The organism is Pseudoalteromonas fuliginea (genome assembly GCF_000690055.1).
Classification (GTDB): domain Bacteria; phylum Pseudomonadota; class Gammaproteobacteria; order Enterobacterales; family Alteromonadaceae; genus Pseudoalteromonas; species Pseudoalteromonas fuliginea.
This window is the reverse complement of sequence record NZ_JJNZ01000037.1, coordinates 67638-88706: the sequence shown is the minus strand read 5'-3', so window position 1 is coordinate 88706 and position 21069 is coordinate 67638. Positions and strand designations below refer to the sequence as shown.

The 21069-nt window shown below is 38.4% G+C and carries 19 protein-coding genes; 8 read left to right on the top strand and 11 right to left on the bottom strand.

The annotated features are described in order from the left end of the window. The 4 genes from DC53_RS08695 to DC53_RS08710 all read right to left on the bottom strand — a co-directional run bounded on the left by DC53_RS08695 (position 1) and on the right by DC53_RS08710 (position 2452). Positions 1-681, bottom strand: coding sequence for a ChrR family anti-sigma-E factor (locus tag DC53_RS08695; protein ID WP_033030195.1), 681 nt, complete (start codon positions 679-681; stop codon positions 1-3). After that, positions 674-1297: a sigma-70 family RNA polymerase sigma factor gene (locus tag DC53_RS08700; protein WP_002962457.1), complete on the bottom strand. Its 624-nt coding sequence runs from the start codon at positions 1295-1297 to the stop codon at positions 674-676. Before DC53_RS08700 ends, DC53_RS08695 begins: the two co-directional genes overlap by 8 nt. 68 nt (positions 1298-1365) lie before the next feature. Then, a complete protein-coding gene (locus tag DC53_RS08705; protein WP_033030193.1) occupies positions 1366-1944 on the bottom strand; it encodes an LON peptidase substrate-binding domain-containing protein in 579 nt (192 codons plus the stop codon). A gap of 235 nt (positions 1945-2179) precedes the next feature. Next, positions 2180-2452 carry a hypothetical protein gene (locus tag DC53_RS08710; RefSeq protein ID WP_007376333.1) on the bottom strand — a complete coding sequence of 91 codons (273 nt, stop codon included), beginning with the start codon at positions 2450-2452 and terminating at the stop codon, positions 2180-2182. A 302-nt stretch (positions 2453-2754) separates the two neighbouring features. On the opposite strand from DC53_RS08710, the gene DC53_RS08715 reads away from it, so the two are divergent. Further along, a complete protein-coding gene (locus tag DC53_RS08715) occupies positions 2755-4446 on the top strand; it encodes an alkaline phosphatase D family protein (protein WP_033030191.1) in 1692 nt (563 codons plus the stop codon). 64 nt (positions 4447-4510) lie between these two features. Here DC53_RS08715 and DC53_RS08720 read toward each other — a convergent pair whose 3' ends face one another. The 3 genes from DC53_RS08720 to DC53_RS08730 form a co-directional block, all read right to left on the bottom strand. Continuing rightward, positions 4511-5989 (bottom strand): cellulase family glycosylhydrolase, encoded by a 1479-nt coding sequence (locus DC53_RS08720; RefSeq protein ID WP_033030188.1) that lies wholly within the window; start codon positions 5987-5989, stop codon positions 4511-4513. 322 nt (positions 5990-6311) lie between these two features. Beyond that, positions 6312-6665 carry a hypothetical protein gene (locus DC53_RS08725; RefSeq protein ID WP_033030187.1) on the bottom strand — a complete coding sequence of 118 codons (354 nt, stop codon included), beginning with the start codon at positions 6663-6665 and terminating at the stop codon, positions 6312-6314. A gap of 93 nt (positions 6666-6758) precedes the next feature. Next, entirely contained in the window at positions 6759-9110 is a 2352-nt protein-coding gene (locus DC53_RS08730) for a TonB-dependent receptor (protein ID WP_033030185.1), read from the bottom strand. Positions 9111-9329: 219 nt separating this feature from the next. Between DC53_RS08730 and trhA the strand changes: the two genes are divergently transcribed. The 5 genes from trhA (at position 9330) to DC53_RS08750 (ending at position 13542) form a co-directional block, all read left to right on the top strand. Beyond that, positions 9330-9959, top strand: coding sequence for a PAQR family membrane homeostasis protein TrhA (gene trhA, locus DC53_RS08735; protein WP_033030183.1), 630 nt, complete (start codon positions 9330-9332; stop codon positions 9957-9959). Positions 9960-10306: 347 nt separating this feature from the next. Then, positions 10307-10468: a hypothetical protein gene (locus DC53_RS22165; RefSeq protein ID WP_157847569.1), complete on the top strand. Its 162-nt coding sequence runs from the start codon at positions 10307-10309 to the stop codon at positions 10466-10468. Between the two features lie 25 nt (positions 10469-10493). Then, complete coding sequence (locus tag DC53_RS08740) at positions 10494-10883, top strand: hypothetical protein (protein WP_033030182.1); 390 nt, start codon at positions 10494-10496, stop codon at positions 10881-10883. Between the two features lie 42 nt (positions 10884-10925). Then, a complete protein-coding gene (locus DC53_RS08745) occupies positions 10926-12062 on the top strand; it encodes a hypothetical protein (protein WP_045984393.1) in 1137 nt (378 codons plus the stop codon). Positions 12063-12114: 52 nt separating this feature from the next. Then, entirely contained in the window at positions 12115-13542 is a 1428-nt protein-coding gene (locus tag DC53_RS08750; RefSeq protein WP_033030180.1) for a serine/threonine protein kinase, read from the top strand. A gap of 241 nt (positions 13543-13783) precedes the next feature. Here DC53_RS08750 and DC53_RS08755 read toward each other — a convergent pair whose 3' ends face one another. Together DC53_RS08755 and DC53_RS08760 are read right to left on the bottom strand one after the other, a co-directional pair. Continuing rightward, a complete protein-coding gene (locus DC53_RS08755) occupies positions 13784-14095 on the bottom strand; it encodes an MGMT family protein (RefSeq protein ID WP_033030178.1) in 312 nt (103 codons plus the stop codon). Continuing rightward, positions 14085-14981 carry a LysR family transcriptional regulator gene (locus DC53_RS08760; protein ID WP_033030177.1) on the bottom strand — a complete coding sequence of 299 codons (897 nt, stop codon included), beginning with the start codon at positions 14979-14981 and terminating at the stop codon, positions 14085-14087. Before DC53_RS08760 ends, DC53_RS08755 begins: the two co-directional genes overlap by 11 nt. Positions 14982-15103: 122 nt before the next feature. Here DC53_RS08760 and DC53_RS08765 point away from each other — a divergent pair, with 122 nt between their 5' ends. Both DC53_RS08765 and DC53_RS08770 read left to right on the top strand, forming a co-directional pair. Then, positions 15104-16186: an efflux RND transporter periplasmic adaptor subunit gene (locus DC53_RS08765; protein WP_033030174.1), complete on the top strand. Its 1083-nt coding sequence runs from the start codon at positions 15104-15106 to the stop codon at positions 16184-16186. Positions 16187-16188: 2 nt separating this feature from the next. Continuing rightward, positions 16189-19257: an efflux RND transporter permease subunit gene (locus tag DC53_RS08770; protein ID WP_033030172.1), complete on the top strand. Its 3069-nt coding sequence runs from the start codon at positions 16189-16191 to the stop codon at positions 19255-19257. 108 nt (positions 19258-19365) lie between these two features. On the opposite strand, the gene DC53_RS08775 is transcribed toward DC53_RS08770, so the two are convergent. Next, positions 19366-19698 carry a PBPRA1643 family SWIM/SEC-C metal-binding motif protein gene (locus tag DC53_RS08775; protein ID WP_033030169.1) on the bottom strand — a complete coding sequence of 111 codons (333 nt, stop codon included), beginning with the start codon at positions 19696-19698 and terminating at the stop codon, positions 19366-19368. Between the two features lie 333 nt (positions 19699-20031). After that, entirely contained in the window at positions 20032-21069 is a 1038-nt protein-coding gene (rluF, locus tag DC53_RS08780; RefSeq protein ID WP_033030219.1) for a 23S rRNA pseudouridine(2604) synthase RluF, read from the bottom strand.

Sequence of the window (21069 nt, the reverse complement as noted above, 5' to 3'; positions counted from 1 at the left end):
TTAGTAAATCAAATTACCTATTGGATTTAGTAACTTGCTGAAGCCCTTATTAAAATGTAGCGCACTACTGACAACTGTAAAGCACAAACACCCGTCTTTCGTTAAAGGTGTATGCTGATGACTACCATCTTGCCATATAAAGTCGCCTGGTACGTAACTACCATCTTCGTCACTAAACTCACCATCTAGGAGTAAAGTAACTTCAAATCCAGTATGCGTATGCTCTGGTATTTCACCACCCGCATCAATGTGTAACAGGCTAGAACGTAGCGCACCATCATCAAGCGAAACTCGAGATCGCGCTAACTTACCAACTTGTGTAAATTTACTATGAGAAATACGCGTTAAAGCACGTGGAAGCTGGTAGTTATGTTCATTTACTTTAATAGAAACAGGCTCTACCTCATAAACTTCGTCGATAGAATCATCAGATGTGATCATATCAAGAACATTCAATTCAAAGTCTTCAAATGACTCAGATTGCTCAGTTTGAACTGTCTCAAATTGGACTGGCTCTTCACTAAATAACGCGTCTGCATTACTTGCTTCGATTTTAGCGACTTTAGCTTGGCACACAGGGCACATATCTACATGTATAGAAACGGCTAAACTCAGTGATGTAGCAAGTGATGCATCGCAATACTGTGTCAGTAAAGTTTCACTCGGGTGATGTTTAATCATGCTGATCTCCCATTTCATTACGTAATTTTTGCAAGGCCAAACGTAACCGTGATTTTACCGTGCCTACTGGAATGTTAAGTTGATGTGCAAGTTGCTCTTGCGACATATCTTGAAAATAAACGCCTCTTACCACTTCACGTTGAGCGATTGGTAGCTTGTCTAAATAGCGTTTAATTTGCTTGTCTTCTAAATGATCACTGTATTCGTGATGTGTATCTTGTGATTCGTTTAATAACGGCCAAATATCTTCGCTGATGTTTTCTTCTTTGTTACTTTTCATTTTGCGAAGCATATCGAATGAAGCATTACGCATAACGGTATAAACCCACGTAGTCGCTGCACCTTTATCACTGTGATACAAATGTGCTTTACGCCAAACAGACGTTAACGTCTCTTGAACAAGCTCCATTGCTTGAGCTTCAACACCAAACTGCTTAATTCCAAAGCGTTTAATTTTTGGCGCAAAATATTCAAATAAATAGGAAAACGCTTTTTTGTCGCGTGATTGCGCAACGTCTATAAGCGCTTGCATGAGCTCTTTACTCGGCGTTTCTGGCATGGCAGTGTACTTACCTGTATTAGGTTCACAACGTGGTGACTGTTGTTGACTTACCATAATAATTTATCCCGTTATTGCTTTTGTATTAAGTAATACGGGCAATAATTAATTTAGGATCATAAAATTTAGGCAAATTCGTTATTAATCACAGTATGGAGGAAATTCAGTAAGTTATCAAAGTTCGTTTCAAACGCAAGTTGCTGTTTTTTCTCGATAGAAATAGGCAGGAGCTCAAGCCAACGTGCTGCAATCCAAGGCAACTTGTCAAAATGAGTTTTTTTGTACAGTAAACTAAGTTCCGGATTACTTTCAAAGACGTTTAAAAGCGCATCATGTAATAGGTAATGTTTGCCAATTGGGTTGTTAATGTCCTTGTACCAATAAGGCGTCTTACAAGGCGATACCAGCCCATGTCGCAGTTCGTCTTCGTCTTGGTAAGCATCATTAATTTGCACGTTTTTAGATGCATATACATCAATTAATAATACATCGTTATCGTCTTGATCAAAATCGATAATATCAACAAGACAACCTTGCGCACTTATATTAAAAGGCGTGTCATGCTCGAATGTACAAAGCACAAACCCTGTATTATTTTTTAATGCGTTTTTAACCATATTTAAATAGCGAGGCTCAAATATGCGTAATCGCGTATAACCTTCAGGTAACATAAAAATGGGTAATGGAAAAATCGCACGTTTCATAAAGTCTACTTATTTCAAACACTCTGCCTTTACTTACGTGCGCTTTTGCTAAGTCGATCAGCTTTGCATGAATCGAATTAATTACCTACTCCACCATTGGTTAAATATTAAACCAGCTCCCCATGCTTTTTAGTACTTGGACTGAGTAATATGCACTTATCATACTGGCTACTGGCGCTAACATTAAAGCAAATAACCCAAATTCACTGCTCATCGTTTTAATCCTTTAAATGGTTTATTTAACGTTTTTAACACTCGCGTCAGTATTTTTAGACGCAGTATTCTCGGTTAAAACAGCCTCATCTAATATTCCAACTAAAACAGTTTTAGCATCAAAATAAAGCGTTTCTTTTAATGACTTTTCAAGTTCGAATGTTGTTTGCTTAACGTAGCTTGTTACACTTTGAGCTAATATATCAGTAACATCTAGGTCCACTTCTGTTGCGTGTACTTGCGCAGAACCTAATACTAATAAACTTGCCATAGCGATTTTAATTGAATGTTTCATAATGGTATTCCTTGTTTGTATATTGTTTGATTAGACGAAGTTATATAATCAAGGGTTGTGCCAACATGAAAATAAAAATTAAAGTATTGTAATTAAATAGGTTTTTATAAATTTAATTAATTTCAAAAATTCACACTCTATTAATCTAACCACTTAATTTTATTTTTTGACCAATATTTGGTTAATAATTAAGATCTATTTACCCACGTTAATAAAAGTCACAGTAAATACATTTAGCGTTTATAAAAACGTCATATCTAAACGTTAAAGTTCCATTACTATAAATAATTGAAAAGTGCAGTATGTCTATCTTATCTCGTCGTGGTTTTTTAAAAACATCAGTAGCCAGTGTATTTACCGTTGCTATTTCCAGCGCTATAACAGGCTGCGCTCAAACACTAGCTGACAGACCATTATCAGCAATTGAGTTTAAGCATGGTGTTGCCAGTGGTGATCCGCTCAGTAATGCTTTAATAATTTGGACGCGAGCCACAACCTCTCAACCATCTTCCATTGCGACTGTTTCATGGGAGCTGGCAAGTGATCCTGATTTTAAAAATATATTACGCAGCGGTTACGAACAAACAGATAAAAGCCGCGACTTTACTATAAAAATAGACGTGCAAGATCTTGCACCAAATACCGAATACTTTTACCGTTTTATGGGTTTGCAAACACAAAGCCCTATAGGCCGAGCTAAAACACTGCCAATAAGTAATGTTGAACAAATAAAAATGGCTGTTGTGTCGTGCTCAAACTACCCTGCTGGGTACTTCAATGCCTACACTGATGCCGCCAAGCAAAAGGATTTAGATGTAGTACTGCATTTAGGAGATTACATTTACGAATACCCAATGGGTGGATACGCCACTGAAAATGCTGAAAAAATTGGCCGCCAATTAGCCGCCGATAACAGCGGTGAAATTATTACTTTAAGCGACTACCGCAAACGCTATGCAATTTACAGAACAGACAAAGGCCTACAAGCACTTCACGCAGCAGCGCCTTTTATTGCAATATGGGATGACCACGAAGTTGCTAATGATACATACAAAAATGGCGCGGAAAATCACAACACTAACGAAGGTGATTTTTTTAAACGTCGTGCAGCGGCTATTCAAGCTTATTACGAATGGCTGCCAATTAGACCGCCTATGGGCGAACAAAGCCCGCAAATATATCGCACGTTTGATTTTGGTAATTTAATAAGCTTACACATGCTAGATACTCGCGTAATAGCACGCGATAAACAACTCGCCTACAGCGATTACAAAAACTCCGAGACCAAGCAAATGGATATTGCGCGCTTTGTCAGTGATTTAAATAATCCAAAAAGGCAGTTACTAGGTAAAACACAACTAAACTGGCTCACGAGTGCAATAACTCAGTCAAATGCAAAGTGGCAAGTATTAGGGCAGCAAGTACTCATGAGCAAAATGTGGCTGCCTACTGAAATATTCTCGCAATCCGATCGCACTAAAATCCCGCTGGTATTAAAAGAGCTTGTTGCCATTAAAAAAGCCGTGTTAGCTAATAAAGCGGTAACACCCGCGCAACTCGCACGCGTAAATACTTTAATGCCTTATAATTTAGATGCGTGGGATGGTTACCCAAGCGAGCGCGAAGCATTATACAAAAGCGTTACCGCATTAAATAAAAAGTTAGTAGTGGTTGCAGGTGATACGCACAATGCGTGGCATGGCACATTAAAAAATGCAAAAGGCGAAAGTGTGGGAGTAGAATTTGCAACACCTGGTGTTACATCCCCGGGTATGGAGCATTATTTAGCGCTTAATACAGCACAAGCAAAGCAGATGGCTGACTCGCTTTCATTGTTAATAAACGACTTAAACTATTGTGACTTATCACACCGTGGCTATATGTTGCTTACAATCACTAAAGAGCAAATCACAACCGATTGGCGCTATGTAGATAACATAAGCTCTCCAAGCTACAACATTGCTGCTCAACACCAAAGTGTCTATAAAGGCTAACATTTTGTATAAAAAGAGAAGGTAAACACATTATTTACCTTCTCGTTTATTTTATTAAACGCGCTTAATTACAACTATAAAGAAGCGTCCACGAAGCATCACTTCCTGGAAGGCTGTTTGTATACCAATTTGCACTGTATGCATTGCCTTGATATTGTATTTTGTCGTCGGTGTTATTGTGTGTAAATGGACCGGCCGAATAATCCTTTTTCACCCAATTAGGGTATGTATTAATACCATTACAATCGGTTGAACTCACAACACTACATCCATTTGCATCAACATTTGTACCTGCGGGTGTATCTGGGCACTGATCAATATCATCATTCACTCCATCATTATCCGCATCACTTTGTGGTTCAACTACTTCAACAGCACAACCCACATCATTAACAGTTTCCCCTGCAGGTGTATTTGGACATTGATCAACACTATCGCTAATACCATCAGCATCGGCATCAGTTACCGCACAACCAATACTATCAACCACTGTATCTGCAGGAGTATTATCACACTGATCAAGGCTGTCACTTATACCATCGCCATCAGAGTCTAAAGCAACGGTACTGCCACCCCAACCTTGAATGATCTCTTTAACTTTAGTGCCTGAAGCGGTTAATGAATTCCAACTGCCGCCAGGGGTGAATAACGAAGCCCCTTCGTTTTTATCATTAATAGACCAGTTAGCGTGACTAATATTGTTTCTTTTAAAAAATGCCATCCATGCATCTGTTTCATTAGCATTAACACCACCATTGCCATCAGCATTAACTGTCCCCCACTCTGTAGCAAACAATGCAATACCGTTGTCGAGTGCTGTTTGCGCTTTATTTCGATATGATTGTCCGTGCGTGCCAGCATAAAAGTGCAGAGTGTAAGCAATATTGGCGCGATCTATCGGATCTTGTGATGCCACATCAACGTCTTGAGACCATGTTGGTGTACCAACCACAATTAAATTATCAGGATCGATTGCTCTAATTTTATCAATTACAGTTTCGGCGTAAGGCTTAATATCGTTAGCCCATGAAATTTGTAACGGCTCGTTATAAATCTCATAAATAACATTATCGTATTGCCCATACTTTGTAGCTACGTCTTCAAAAAATCGAACGGCAGTTGCCTGATCTGTATGTGCTTCATGGCTATGAAAGTCAATAATAACGTACATATCCTCAGCAATAGCAGCATTTACAACAGTATCAAGACGGCTCATATTGCCATCCCAGTCATAATTTAAGCTACCACCAGCACTTGACCCATGGCCTATTGCCGCGCGAATCAATGTTGCATTAAATTCAGACTTAGCACGTGCTACTGTTTCTGCGGTATAAAATTTTTCAGCCCCCCACCCCGTGTTACTCCAGAATAAGCTGGTACCTGCAAAGCTCGTATTTTCACCACCAGCAAGAATTTGATTACCACTAACCGTTAATTTCTCAACAGCGGCATTAGCCATTGTTGAACAACCTAATAATAAAGCTAACGATAAGCTCGTCACTTTAAAGTTCCTTTTGTTGTGATTAATTAAACTGTTATCCATAATATTTCCTTAAATTGAAGTTATCAGTCGTCATTTCGCTGATGTAATAAAGTAAAACCGCAAAAGCAATACAAAGTAATTGCCCATTATATTTTACGTAAGTTAAAAGTACCAACTTATTATTAACATTAACTGAACAAAAAAATTCACGAAGCACTGCCGTGAATTAGGAAAAGGAGAATAAAAGGCATGTTTAACGAAGTTCGAAGATTTTGTCTGGGATATATTGTTTTTTACACTTTTTTTACATTAGGTAAAAATAAAATGTTTAAGTAGAGTAAATAGGTAGCCATCGATTAAGAAACACCACCTTGCATACATTTTAGTCAATTATATTGGGCAACACCTTACGTCCTAAACGATAGGCATCTGCAATACTCAATATCCAAATAACAATCATTAAAGGTACGTACTTATATTCAGCGAGCTGAGCGCAGGCGTTAGATGGTTGTTGCGCGGCTTTTAAAATAGCCGTAACCGACATGGGGATTTTTCCGTGTACAATTTCATTTGCAGTACACTGTGCAATCGCAAATATATCTTGAAGGGTTAAAATTAAAAGAACAGAAAAAACACCCGCAAAAATAGCGCCTATAAGGTGTTTTTTTAAAGAAAAATGCCCCGCTCCAGGATAAACAATGGCGGTAAGTAAAGCAGCTTTAAGATCTGGTTTCATATTTATCCAATATAGAAATTACACTTTTTAAAGTGGTCACATAAAAAAGCCACTTTGCAGTGGCTCAATTAAAATATCAAGTAGTTAAATGTATTATTGTCCGCCAAACCCGAGAGTTAACTCAATACCAACAAAGCGAGGTGCTCCTGCAACAAATGTTGGGTTGCCAAATCCTCCTCCAGTATTACCAGCATCAACTAAATACTCTTTATCTAATAAGTTACTAGCAAATACACTAACAGCCCAGTCATCACCATTTGCGATACCTAAGCGCGCACTGACTAATCCAAGCGCTGGTTGGCTAATATCTAAGCCTGATATTGGCGCATTTGCTGGCTCAAAAAACACTTCAGAGCGGTAGCTATATATCAAAGAGCTCGTTAAATTAAGTGAGTTTGACAATTCTGTTGAATAAAACAGCCCCGTACTAAATGTCCACTCTGGTTGTAATCTAAATTTATTGCCAGCGAGGTTACCGTTATTACTGTCATCATCTATTTCAGCATCAAGGTAAGCCGTATTGGCAAATACCTCAAACTCATTATTAATTAACGCCCTTACTTCAGCCTCTGCGCCAACATTAGTGGCAGAGCCCGCATCTGCAGAAAACGCAACGCCTTCATCATCCTGTAACGTAACCTGAAAGTTAGAGTAATCTTGATAAAATACAGCGACAGAGTAATCTAAACGCCCGTCAAGCGCTTTGCCTTTAATACCGGTTTCGTAGTTCCAAATAATTTCCGCTGGGACTTCTGATATAGAAGCTTCGACACTCCCTTGTTCATCGTTAGCCGAACTTACTTCAAGTACTTCCGAACGACGACCTTTTGAAACAGTCGCATACATATTTGTAGTAGGGTTTATTATATAAAGCGCATTAAAACGTGGCAGCCAATCATCATAATCAGCATCGCCATAGAATGTTTCACCATTCGTATCAACCGTAAACAATGGCGCTTGAGTTAAAACACTATTGGGTGCAGCAGAGCTATAACCACTGCGCTTTTCTTCTTTTATATAACGAAGACCCGCTGTTAACTCCAGTGCCTCAGTTGCAGCATAAGTTACATCAGCAAACGCTGAGTACGCTTTGTTTTCACCATAGTTTGTAAACTCTAATGAATATGGCAACTCGTTTATTGCACCACCTGTTAATGCTGGCGTTAAAATATTAACGCTACCATCATTATTAATACAAGGAACACCTGTACCCAATACACCTAAGCAATTTAAGAATATAGACTCCTCTGTACTAAATGGAATACGCTGGCTACCATCTTCTTCAAAGTAACTCACACCAAAAATACTAGTAAACTTATTCTGCGTATAAACAGCGCGTAATTCTTGGCTAAATTGATCGCCCTCAGCAGCTTCTGCAAATTCTAAAAACCATGCCTGCGTACCATCAGCATCAAACACTTCTAAAGAGTCAAAATTACGCCCTGCAGTAATTGAGGTGATTGTTAAATCGTTACTTACATCCCAATTTACAGTCAAATTTAAATCGTTAACTGTGCGCTCTACACCTAAGTCTTTTTTTCCAAACACAGACTCTGCATACGGACTACCTGGCATTTCAACAAAACTATATGGACTTGTATCACCACCGGTTGGTGCATAAAGCCCATTTTTAAAAGATGTACCCGAGTCATCATTTTTTTCATACGTATACACCAAATCAATCGTTACATCGTCATTAGGTGTAATACGTAAAGACGGACGATAAGAAAAACGCTCAATAGCATGCATATCATCTTGCTTAAACCCAGCCGGATTTTGGGAGTTACTATCTCCTGCAATATTTTTTATAAACCCATCACGTTCACGATAAGTAAAAGCAACTCGCCCTTGCATTAAATCATTACCACCCGTTACAAAACCACTAACACCTTTGGCCGAGTAATTACCAACGGATGCTTTTAATTGAGCCGAAAAATCTTTTTGTGGTTTACGTGTTGCTACACTAATAGCACCTACAGAAGCTGCTGTTCCAAACAGTGTCGCTTGTGGTCCCTTAACAACTTCAATCCCTTCTACATCAAAAAGCTCAAAGTATGAGCCACGAGAGCGTGATACATCTGCTCCGTTATAATAAATAGACACACGAGGGGATGATTGAGACGACCCACTATCAGACGTAATACCACGAATTACAAAGCCTGGGTTGTTAGGGCTTTGCTCTTGAATAACAAGCCCCGGTGTTATTTCAGATAAAGTGTCGAGTTCGCCAATACCTAAGCTTTCTAAAAAGTCGCCATCGTAGGCACTTATTGTTACAGGCACATCTTGTATTGATTGCGCACGCTTTTGAGCAACAACCACTATTTCATCAAGTTCTTTATTTATGGTTTGATCTGCAAAACTATTTGTTGATGTAACGCAAATCATCGCCACAGACAATTTAGTAAGTTTAAGAAAAGGCCGTGTTGTTAATTTATTTTTCATGTTTTTCACTGTTCGTCCGGTTAATTGTTTTTAGGAATTACCGGTAATCTAACGAACTATTACGACTTTTTTACGTCTTATTAATTACGCATTGGTTAAATTGATGTTTCAACTTTATGAAAAATAATAAATTATTATATTTATATAAAAATTATAATATTGAAAAACTCAGCGTACACTTGTACACTAAAATTCATTCAAATAGTGGTAGGATCTGTCATGTCGTTAGAAGCGCCCTATTCTAAAAAAGAAGAACAACTAAACGTAATTAGTCATGCACTTGGTATTGTATTTGCCGCATTTGTTATGTGGGATTTATTTAGCCAAGCCACCAGCACTAACGCTTATATTAGTACTGCAATTTATGGCAGCAGCTTATTTGTGCTGTTTTTGTCATCCACTTTGTACCACGCCAGTATTCAACCGCGCTTAAGAGCCTTTTATAAAAAGTGCGATCACTGCGCCATATACTTATTAATTGCCGGCACCTACACTCCCTTTTTATTAATCTCATTAACCGGTGCTTGGTCATGGGCAACACTTACATTTATTTGGACTGTCGCACTGGCGGGCGTTGCGTACAAAGTATTTGTAAAAAACGGCAATAAAAAAATATCACTCGCCACCTACTTACTCATGGGTTGGTTTGCACTGGCTATTGTATATCCGCTTTATTCAAGTGTTGATGTAAAAGCACTTTACTGGCTACTTGCCGGCGGTATTTTTTATAGTTTAGGTACATTATTTTACAGCGCTAAAAGCACCCAATTTAGCCACGCAATTTGGCACTTATTTGTTATTGCAGGGTGTGTTTGCCATTATATTTCAATTAGTAAATATGTTTATTGAGCTGGTTAAGTCAATTAGAATGGTCTAGTTTGAGCGATAACCGGTCATTGAAAAAATTAAATTAATTCCCGATTTTTTGAGTAGGAGTCTAGTTTTTTCCAACAACATTATTAATCACCGTTTTGGGGCAAAATAACATGCTTAACTTTTAGCTATTCTAATTACTCGTTTACAAAGGTAATTATTGGTGAAATTATCAGGGTATGTAATACACGCCGTTTTGGTGTGCTATAAACCACCAAAATGCTGCTCAATAAGCTGTTATGTGTTTCATAGTAGTTATGCGGAATAAGTTTAGATACACTTTGAAATTTTATATTATTAATTAATAACTGGAATAATCATTTATGAATATAGTTAAAACACAGTACAAGAATTGGAAAATTTATTATGATGAAGGTGGTGGTTTATGGACTGCTGATAATGATATAACTGGTGAACAAGCTGTTTGTAAACACAAAGAAGATATGCCACTTATACTAGATGATATCGATATAAAAAACACATAACAAGCTGTTAAACAAGGAGAGTCTCATGCATTCTGTTATAACATCCATAAATAACGCTATTACTTTAGCTCAACGATTACGTGAAATAAGTAAAAACATCGAAGATGCTGAGTTTAAAAATGTCTTAGCAGATTTAAGCATAGAAATGTCAGATACGAAATTAGCATTAGCTCAAGTTACCGAAGAGAATGCCGAATTAAAATCTGAACTTACTAAACTTAAGCATTCTAGAGGTGAATCACAATCAGATTTGATTTTTAAAGAGTTTGCTTATTATACAGATTCTGACGATGGTCCTTTTTGTTCGGGGTGTTACGACTCTAAAAAACAAAAAATAAGATTAAGCCCAGTGACTGGTCATTTTGCTACTTTCGGGCGTTTCAAGTGTCCTTCTTGTGAGCAACGTTGCGGTTAGCAGTAAACATAACGCAGCGTTATATTTCTTAAGGATGAATCAATGGCGAACTATATTAAACAAAACAAAAATGATGTTGATGGTTGGTTTGACGCTGTAGTCAATAATGGTATTCTTTTTCTTAACTCTTCAGTTAGTAATCTGTCTACGTCTCCCAAAAGTTCTCTTATTGATCTGTATACTGCAATAGAGCTGTTTTTTAAAGCTAGATTAATGAAAGAGCACTGGTCACTTATCATTTCTAAACCTGAATCAGCAGTTAAACAAAAATTCGAAAGTGGTGACTTCCATTCAGTTTACTTAGAGCAAGCTCACACTCGTTTGAAAAATATCTGTGGTGACAAGATTAAAAAAGAGGCTATGGATAATTTTAAAGCCTTGGGAGAACACCGAAATCAGATCGTACATTTTGCTCACACTGGGTTTGCAGGTAAAGAAACTGAAGTGGTAATTGAACATTGGGCATCATGGTTTCATTTACATGAACTGCTGACTAATAATTGGTCAGAAATATTTGAAGGTTATCAAGATTCGATAGAAAAAATACATGTCAAAGTTAAATTAAACCATGAGTTCCTCAAGGCGAAATTTGACTTAATTAAAGATGATATTGAGATAGAAAAGAAAAAAGGAAATCGCATCGTCGAATGCACATCATGCAGATTAGAGTCAGCTAAACTACTTAAATCACATAGCTGGGGTGGAGAAGATATAGAGTGCCTAGTCTGTGATGTAAAAGATCTAAAGTTAAAGGCAATCCAAACGTCAATACCATGCTTAGACTGCAATAAAGAAGTTAAGTACTTTATGGTTAAAGATCATAAGTGTACTGAGTGCCAGACAGAGTTAACTTCTGAATATGCTCTAGAGAAATATACTGAAATATATCAAGAACAAGACCCTGAAGCTCGATATGACGATGGAGCTGAACCATTAGCTTACTGCCATAACTGTCAGCTTGAAGAACCAACGGTACTTAACTTGGAAGGGATGTGGATTTGTGTTGAATGTGAGGATCGTGGCTGGACTGCACTAAACTGTGAAAACTGTGTCAGTTTTGTCACTGGAGATGTTCAGAGAATTCAATACTTTGCTTGTCATCGCTGCGAAGACGATGTTAGAAAATTTCATGAAGAAGAAGTGAAAAAATATAGGGCTGAAGTAGAAGAAGAAATATAACAGGGCGTTGGGTGGCAAACGAAGTTTTCATCTTTATACGCAGAAGGATTACATGGCTAAACGAAATAACTATAAACCAAATCAAAATATTGGTGGATGGAAGCTGGAGAGAAGATTAGGTAAAGGTGGCAATGGAGAAGTTTGGGCTTCTAGTAATGATGGTGAAATAGGAGCTATTAAGCTTTTAAAAAATATAAGAGAGTCTATATATATTAGATTTAAAGCTGAAATTCATGCGATAGAAAAGAATCAAGATATAGATGGTGTAATCCCTATAAAAGAATATGGATTACCTGAAGACACGACTAAAACAGTTCCTTGGTTTGTAATGCCTATCGCTTCTCGATTTTCAGAATGGAGAGAAGGTAAAGAGGTTTTAGCAACAGTTAAAGAAATGCTTAAAATAGCAATTACTTTGAAAGAGCTTCACTCTCGGGGTTTTTACCATCGAGATATAAAACCTGCAAATATTTTATTCTTGAATGGCAGGTTGTATTTAGCTGACTTTGGGTTAGTTAAATACCCTAATAGAGATGATGTGACCGAAAAAGGATCTGACGTTGGGCCAAAATTTACTATGGCACCCGAGATGCGCAGGCACGCTCATGAAGCTAATGGTGAATATGCTGATGTCTACTCATTTGCTAAAACACTATGGATTGCAATTAAAGGAGATATGAAATGCTTTGATGGGCAGTACAATGTGTTTTCCTCAATAAGCATAAATAATTCTTGTAAAGGTCTTTATACAAAAACCTTAAATGACCTATTAGCTGAATGTACTGATCATACAGCTGAAAATCGCCCAAAGATGGATGTGGTTGTTCAGAAATTACAAGATTGGATTAAGACCAACGATGACTTTCATATACAAAATTTAGCAGAATGGTTTGACCTACAAAATAAGCTATTTCCAGCAGGTTCCCCAAACTCTGTAACTTGGACTAATCCTGATGATATTGTAACTATTCTTAATGAGATAGGACATGTTCCTAGTTTAAATCACATGTTTTTGCCCGGTGGAGGTGGAAATACCTTTGTTGGCGCTAGTTTGGCTAATGAGTCAGGACTAATAGCACTCAAAATTGCTCAGAAAATGTTTGATATTTTAGCGCCAAAAAAATTAACATACGAATCTTTTGGTGTAGATCCCCAGTGGAATTATTTTCGTTTAGAAGCTAAAAGCATCAATAAAACAGGGATTTACGATCGAGACTCATACATATTTCCATACGAAGAATTAGTTGAAATAGAGCCGTCAAAATACATAGAAAGGCATCATTGGGATTATAATGAATTTCAAGGTGAAGAGTTACCTGAAGAAGCACATCTAGTTTGTAGATATTTTGAAGGGTGCTTTGTGATTTTTAGTACAAGATCGTATTACAACCAAGTTTCAGGAACTTATGATGGACGCCATAATAAAATGACTGAAGAAGAATTCAGAGCATATATTGAGAGAAGTGCTCTTAGAGAATAATTGCCACTTATCAAGAGTCTAAGGTTACGACAGTCCGCTTATGGCACTCTCCAGCCAGTCGACAACATAAAATATTGATAATAATTGGCAAGGTATTTTACTGTGTCGGATGGCGTGGCTTCGCCACTTATCCGACCTACGTCAAAAGGTAGGTTGGTTAAGCCGAAGGCGCCACCCAACAGAGTATCAATTCACGCCTTGAAAGTCAGCTATGGCACTTACCTGCCCATACATAGTCATATCACTCCCACCGGCACTCGCGCATATTCACTTTGTCATTTTTAAACAGTACGCCTTCTGATAATAGCTTTTCGCGTTGTTCTTGGTATTTTTCGCTACCTGCAGGGAATGATATTTTACCTTGGCTATTCACTACCCTGTGCCAAGGTATAACCGAGTCGTTTGGCATCATTTTTAATAAGCGCCCAACCAACCGTGAGTTTTGCGGGTAGCCCGCAAGAGCTGCAACTTGCCCGTAACTTGCTACTTTTCCTACTGGTATGCCTGCGATAACAGTATAAATAAGTGTTTCTTTATCAATATCAGCGTTCATTTAAATACGCCTCACTAAGTACTTTAAATTGCTCCCATATAGTGCGCGCTACAGGGCCGTGGTGCACTGCATGTTGTCTAAAGGCTCTAATTTGTGCACTAAACTTATGCTCACGGTCAGTTATGTGTATTTCTTGAAGTAAGCCTGCTTTTATTTCAGGGTCGCAGTGCTCTAGGCTCATCATTGCCCAACCCGCGCCTGAGAGTAAAAACGATTTTAAGGTCGATACATCATCAATTTTCATCATGGCCGAGCCTTTTGAGTACGATAGCCTGTCACTGTCGATACTCAAGTCACTTTCAAACATGGCTAAACACGGATACGTTTGTAGTTCGCTATAGGTTAGCTTTTGAGGAAGTACGCCTTTAGCGCTGACAATGCCAATATCGAGCCTGCCTATAGGTACGCTTTCTAAATCGCCTGTCGCATGGAATAAATCAAACCACGGGCCAATACCTAATTCGGCTTGCCCATTATTTACTTGCTCTAACGAAATAAAGCGCTTCCCGCTTGTTAAGCTAAATTCCGTGCTGGTAAACAACCTAAAAGTATTACTTATGATCTCGTTGTAACTTTGCATATGGCAAAGTTGTTCGTAACAAATTCTAAATTGGGGCTCATTCCCGAGTGCTAATTCTTTAGCAAGCTGTGCTAACTCGCCGTTCGCATGCAGGAGTTGCTGCGCCTCGCGGTGAAAAATACGCCCTTTTTCAGTAAGCTGTAATCGGTACTTACTTCTATCTAGTAACTCAAATCCTATTTTTTCTTCTAGTTTTTTAATAGCAAGTGTAAGCGCGGGCTGCGTTTTATGTAGCTTTAGTGCTGCCCCACTTAAGCTTGCGCTTTGCACTATGGCATCTAAAATTATTAATTGATTCAGCTTCATATACCGCTCTGCAACATTATAAGTAAAACTTATTGAGTTTCTAAAATTTAATGATTTTTATTTTATATGTTTGCAGCGTATGCTGCACTTAATTATTTTGCCATCACTGCAACGGAGAAGACATGAAACTCTTTCGTCTATGTTTATTAACAACGACCTTACTTAGCTTAATAGCCTGTTCTGAGCCAGAACAACAAGTTAAAGAAGAGCCCATTCGCCCTGTTAAATTATTCAACATAGGTCATGATTCTCAAATTAACATTCGCAGCTTTCCTGCTGAAGTTGTTGCAAACCAAGGGTCATACCTTGCTTTTAGAGTAAATGGCGAGCTTGTAAAATTTCCTGTCTTAGCAGGCGAACATGTAGAGAAAGGCCAACTATTGGCAAAGCTCGATCCTGAAGATTTTGAATTGCAATATGATGATAGAAAAGCTAGGTATGAACTTGCAAAATCTCAACTTAACCGGGTTGAACAATTATTTGAAAAACGAATTACTAGCCAATCAGAGCTCGATAAAGCAACTGCTGATATGCAAGTTGCTGAATCAGCATTCAAAATAGCTGAAACAAACCTTGAGTACAGTGAATTACGTGCTCCTTTTAGTGGCATCGTCGCTAAAGTATTTGTTAAAAACTTTGAAAATATTCAAGCGAAGCAAAATATATTACGTTTAGAAACCCGCGATTTAATGGACGTTGAAATACAAGTTCCTGAAAAAATAGTTGCACGCTTTAATAAAGGCACTAGCTACCAACCTACTGTTAAATTTGACGGTTACGACGACAAAGAATACACCTTAACGATAAAAGAATGGGATACGCAAGCAGACCCTGCAACACTTACTTATAAAGTTGTTTTTTCTCTGCCTGTACCTGAGGATTTTAATTTACTAGCGGGTATGACGGGCAGTGTATTTATTGATTTGAGTAAAGTAACTAACTCACAAGTTGCTTACACAATTTTACCTATAGAATCCGTTTTTTCTGATCCTCAAGAAACCATTAAAAACAATGCATATGTTTGGCTTTACGACGAGCAAACAGGTCAGGTTCATAAGCAAGCGGTAGAAATTGGTCAACTTCATCGCGACGGCATTGAAGTACTAAGCGGCATTAAAGAAGGTCAAATAGTTGTGGCTGCGGGTGTACACTCAATAAAAGAAGGAATGAAGGTACGCGCGTGGAATAAAGAGCGAGGCTTATAACAATGAGCTTTGCACAACTCTCTATAGAAAAAAAAGTAATCAGCTGGATGTTTACGTTGCTGCTATTAATTGGTGGTAGCGTATCGTATTTTGATTTAGGGCAATTAGAAGACCCTGAATTTACACTCAAAAAGGCCATGGTTATAACCATGTACCCAGGTGCTTCACCGCAACAAGTTGAAGAAGAAGTAACCTTCCCTATCGAAAATGCGATTCAACAATTACCTTATGTCGATTATGTAACGTCAATTTCGTCAAATGGAAAATCGCAAATTACAGTAGAAATGAAAAGCACCTACCGTAAAGAACAACTGCGACAAATATGGGATGAAATGCGTCGTAAAATTAATGATCTCTCCCCCTCATTACCTACCGGTGTCTACCCAAGTATAATTTTAGATGATTTTGCCGACGTATACGGTGTGATGTATTCGGTAACAGGCGATGGCTACTCGTATGATGAACTTAAAGATTACGTAGACTATTTAAAGCGCGAGCTGGTACTTGTTAAGGGGGTTAGTAAAGTTACCGTTGCTGGAGAGCAGCAAGCACAGGTTATGGTAGAGATATCGACTCGTAAATTAGCGCAATTAGGCATAGCTCCTAGTCATATATTTCAACTTTTACAATCGCAAAACACGGTATCAAACGCGGGTAAAATTCGCGTTGGCGATGAATCAATCCGTTTTCATCCAACGGGTGAGTTTAAAAATGTAAAAGAGCTTGAAACGCTACTGATTTCAAAAACAGGCGCAAGTGAACTAATTTACTTAGGTGATGTAGCCAAGGTACACAGAGAATATGCCGAAGTACCAAGTAATATTATTCGCTACAATAATGAACAAGCATTACTAATAGGTGTGTCATTTACCTCTGGTGTTAACGTGGTTGATATAGGCAAGCATATAGATGAACACTTGGCATCGCTTGAGTATCAACGACCACATGGCATTGATATTAGTTCGGTATACAATCAACCTAAAGAAGTTGAAAAGTCAGTTGATGGATTTATTATCAGCTTGGTTGAAGCTATTGCGATTGTAATTGTGGTTTTGCTTTTGTTTATGGGGCTAAAAAGCGGCATTTTAATTGGTGGTATTTTACTACTGACCGTACTAGGTACATTTATATTTATGAAGTTGTTCGCTATCGATTTACAGCGCATATCGCTTGGGGCACTTATTATTGCCCTAGGGATGCTGGTTGATAACGCAATAGTAGTAACCGAAGGGATACTAATAAACCTTAAACGTGGCCAAACAAAACTCAAAGCAGCAGTTAATATTGTTGAACAGACAAAGTGGCCTTTACTAGGTGCAACAGTCATTGCGGTAACCGCGTTTGCACCAATAGGTTTAAGCTCTGATGCCAGTGGTGAATTTGCCGGTAGCTTATTTTGGGTGCTGTTTATTTCGCTTTTATTAAGTTGGATAACAGCTATTACATTAACGCCATTTTTTGCCAATTTGATGTTTAAAGAAACTCAATTCAAAGGCGAAAATGACCAAGAAGATGAAGACCCATACAAAGGCTTTATTTTTAATGGCTATAAGGCTGTATTAGATTTTTCTCTACACTTTAGAAAAACCACGCTTATATTAATGGTTGTTTTACTGTGTACTGCGGTTGTTGGTTTTGGCTCTGTAAAACAGTCATTCTTTCCTGCCTCTAATACACCTATGTTTTATGTAGATTACTGGCAAGCACAAGGTTCTGATGTTCGCTCAACCCTTGAGGGAGTTAAACAGCTTGAGGCGTTTTTAGAAAAAGAAGAACTCGTTGAAGAAATAACAAGTACCACAGGGCAAGGCGCACCGCGCTTTATGCTTACCTACGCGCCAGAAAAGTCATACCCAGCTTATGGGCAATTGATTGTTCGTGTTGCCGACAGGGAAGCTGTTGCCACTATAATGCAAAAAGTCCGTGATTATTCAAATCAGTATGCGCTTTCTGCACAACTTAAAATTAAACCAATGGAAATAGGCCCTTCTACCGATGCCAAAATAGAAGCCCGTTTTTCGGGCCCTGATCCTGTTATTTTAAGGCAACTGGCCGCTAAAGCCGAAGAACTGATTGGTAACGATGATGGCGCATACAATATTCGTAATGACTGGCGCGCACGTACCAAAATGATTCGCCCACAGTTTAACGAACAAAAAGCACGCCGCTTAGGCATTAGCAAATCAGACTTGGATGATATATTACTCACCAGTTTGTCAGGTAAGCAAGTAGGTGTATATCGTGATGGTACGCAGTTGCTGCCTATTATTGCACGATCTCCGGCTAACGAGCGCTTAAACGTAGAAAGCGTTCACGACCTTCAAATATACAGCCCAGTACTTGGTGTATTTGTACCAGTAACCCAAGTAGTAGACGAGTTTATTGTACAATGGGAAGACAGCCTAATAATGCGCCGCGACCGTAAACGTACTATTACTGTGATGGCCGATCATAATGTACTCGGCGATGAAACCCCAGCTAAACTATTTGCGCGTATTCGCGGCCCAATAGAGAATATGGAACTGCCACGTGGTTACCAACTGGAATGGGGCGGCGAGTTTGAGTCATCAAGCAAGGCTCAAAAAGCAATATTTGGCTCTTTACCATTGGGTTACTTAGCTATGTTTGCAGTAACTGTATTATTATTCAACTCAGTTAAGCAACCTTTGGTAATTTGGGCAACCGTGCCTCTTGCTATTATTGGCGTAAGTGCAGGGTTATTGATTATGAATACACCATTTAGCTTTATGGGTTTGCTTGGTTTGTTAAGCTTAAGCGGTATGTTGATCAAAAATGGGATTGTGTTGGTCGATCAAATAAATCTCGAATTAAGGGAAGGTAAATCGCCTTATGAGGCCGTATTTGACTCTGGTGTGAGTCGTGTACGCCCAGTTGCTATGGCCGCTATAACCACTATTTTAGGTATGATCCCGCTGCTATTTGACGTGTTTTTTCAGTCAATGGCGGTAACCATAATGTTCGGTTTAGGCTTTGCCACCATACTAACCCTCATTGTAGTGCCAGTACTTTACACGGTTATATTTAGAATTGATTACGAACCGCGTAAGTAGTTAAACATCTAATCGGTTAACATAAAAAATGCCACTGGCTCAAGGTCAGTGGCATTTTTATTTAATACCGATGAAAAAAGAAAGGCCACATATTGAGTGGTTAATAAATTAGCCGCAACACTTTTTGTATTTTTTGCCGCTACCACATACACAAGGTGCGTTACGCTCTGGTACTTTATCAAATACTTGTGGTGTTGACTTGCTAAGCGCAAAGTCTAGTTCGCGAATATCTTCTGGTACGTCTGCTTTAATTTCAATCGAAGCAAACAGCGAATGCTCTGCTAATATTGCTTGTACTTCAGATTGTCGTTCTGACGAGTTTACAATTAATGTTAGCGGATGTAACTCTGTCCCTACCTTTGCGGTACGTTTTGGCGAAAATCCGCTACTGTTATTTTTACCCATTATATCGGGCTTACCCATAAAGAAAAACTTTGACATGCTACTTCTATAACCTTTCTACATTATTAAGACGCCGCATCTTAACAGCTTACCCAACATATAACTAAGTGTACTTGTTAATGCACAATATAAATTAGGCTTTACTGTATATACGCCTAATATAACGACATAAATAAGCTATTTAATGGATTTAAAATAGAGATTTAGACAAACCTTAAATTCGTAATAGAGTGAAATTACGCTGACTCAGCTTAGAGACATTTTAGTATCTAATATCAATCCGTAATAATACTTGATCAATTTGAGGGCTTAAGCCTGACGCTAACTGTGTTAAAAACTTCTGATATACGACCGCATGGACTTAGCTGCACATTATTTTTTTAAACTGAGAATACGGCCTGAGCTTGGTTGTAAGTCTGATTTAGCATTAGACGACTTATTCTCTTTAATACTTTTTGGCTTACCAACATACGTGGTAGAACGCTTTTGATAAGGTGCTTTACTGCGCTCATTTTTGCGCTCGCCATTAGCATTACTACGCTCAGAGTTGCGATTTGAACTTCGCTCAGTATTACGCTCGCCACTTTGTTCGCCTTTATTAAAACGGCGAGGATTTTCACCCTGAAAGTCACGTTTTTTGGGAGCCGACGGCGTATTATTTTCTGATTGTTTGTTAGCATCAAGCGAATGCTCTTGGGTTTTACCTGAGTCAGAAATCGAGTCGTTTATTTGCGCCATTTCAGTATCAGACAAATGACGCCACTGCCCTACCTTTAAACCTTTTAGTGTTACGTTCATTATACGAGTGCGCTTTAACGTCACCACTTCGTAACCTAAGTATTCACACATGCGGCGTATTTGGCGGTTTAAACCTTGGGTAAGTACTATTTTAAATTCTTTAGGGCCACTTTGCGTGACTTTACATTTCTTAGTGACAGTATCTAAAATAGGAACACCATTGGCCATTTTTGTAACAAACTGACGATTAAGCGGTTTATCCACCGTAACAACGTATTCTTTTTCGTGATTATTGCCCGCACGCAAAATTTTATTAACAATGTCGCCTTCGTTAGTTAAAAATATAAGCCCTTCAGACGGTCTATCTAAGCGCCCTATTGGAAATATACGCGTAGGATAGTTAACTGCTCGTATAATATTACTTTGAATTTTACTTTCGGTAGTACACGTAATACCAACGGGTTTGTTGTAAGCGATATAAACGCGCTTTGGTGTGGCTTTAAGTGGCTTGCCATCAATTAATACAACATCGGTAGCGGCTACTTTTACGCCCATTTCTGGAGAGTAGCCATTAACGCTGACACGACCCTGCTCAATATATTTATCGGCTTCGCGGCGTGAACAAAATCCTGTTTCACTAATAAATTTATTTAAACGTTTTAATTCGGTCAT

Coding starts and splice junctions, on each gene's coding strand:
- DC53_RS08695 (WP_033030195.1), bottom strand. CDS start 681: ATGATTAAACATCACCCGAGTGAAACTTTACTGACACAGTATTGCGAT.
- DC53_RS08700 (WP_002962457.1), bottom strand. CDS start 1,297: ATGGTAAGTCAACAACAGTCACCACGTTGTGAACCTAATACAGGTAAG.
- DC53_RS08705 (WP_033030193.1), bottom strand. CDS start 1,944: ATGAAACGTGCGATTTTTCCATTACCCATTTTTATGTTACCTGAAGGT.
- DC53_RS08710 (WP_007376333.1), bottom strand. CDS start 2,452: ATGAAACATTCAATTAAAATCGCTATGGCAAGTTTATTAGTATTAGGT.
- DC53_RS08715 (WP_033030191.1), top strand. CDS start 2,755: ATGTCTATCTTATCTCGTCGTGGTTTTTTAAAAACATCAGTAGCCAGT.
- DC53_RS08720 (WP_033030188.1), bottom strand. CDS start 5,989: ATGGATAACAGTTTAATTAATCACAACAAAAGGAACTTTAAAGTGACG.
- DC53_RS08725 (WP_033030187.1), bottom strand. CDS start 6,665: ATGAAACCAGATCTTAAAGCTGCTTTACTTACCGCCATTGTTTATCCT.
- DC53_RS08730 (WP_033030185.1), bottom strand. CDS start 9,110: ATGAAAAATAAATTAACAACACGGCCTTTTCTTAAACTTACTAAATTG.
- trhA (WP_033030183.1), top strand. CDS start 9,330: ATGTCGTTAGAAGCGCCCTATTCTAAAAAAGAAGAACAACTAAACGTA.
- DC53_RS22165 (WP_157847569.1), top strand. CDS start 10,307: ATGAATATAGTTAAAACACAGTACAAGAATTGGAAAATTTATTATGAT.
- DC53_RS08740 (WP_033030182.1), top strand. CDS start 10,494: ATGCATTCTGTTATAACATCCATAAATAACGCTATTACTTTAGCTCAA.
- DC53_RS08745 (WP_045984393.1), top strand. CDS start 10,926: ATGGCGAACTATATTAAACAAAACAAAAATGATGTTGATGGTTGGTTT.
- DC53_RS08750 (WP_033030180.1), top strand. CDS start 12,115: ATGGCTAAACGAAATAACTATAAACCAAATCAAAATATTGGTGGATGG.
- DC53_RS08755 (WP_033030178.1), bottom strand. CDS start 14,095: ATGAACGCTGATATTGATAAAGAAACACTTATTTATACTGTTATCGCA.
- DC53_RS08760 (WP_033030177.1), bottom strand. CDS start 14,981: ATGAAGCTGAATCAATTAATAATTTTAGATGCCATAGTGCAAAGCGCA.
- DC53_RS08765 (WP_033030174.1), top strand. CDS start 15,104: ATGAAACTCTTTCGTCTATGTTTATTAACAACGACCTTACTTAGCTTA.
- DC53_RS08770 (WP_033030172.1), top strand. CDS start 16,189: ATGAGCTTTGCACAACTCTCTATAGAAAAAAAAGTAATCAGCTGGATG.
- DC53_RS08775 (WP_033030169.1), bottom strand. CDS start 19,698: ATGTCAAAGTTTTTCTTTATGGGTAAGCCCGATATAATGGGTAAAAAT.
- rluF (WP_033030219.1), bottom strand. CDS start 21,069: ATGACCGAATTAAAACGTTTAAATAAATTTATTAGTGAAACAGGATTT.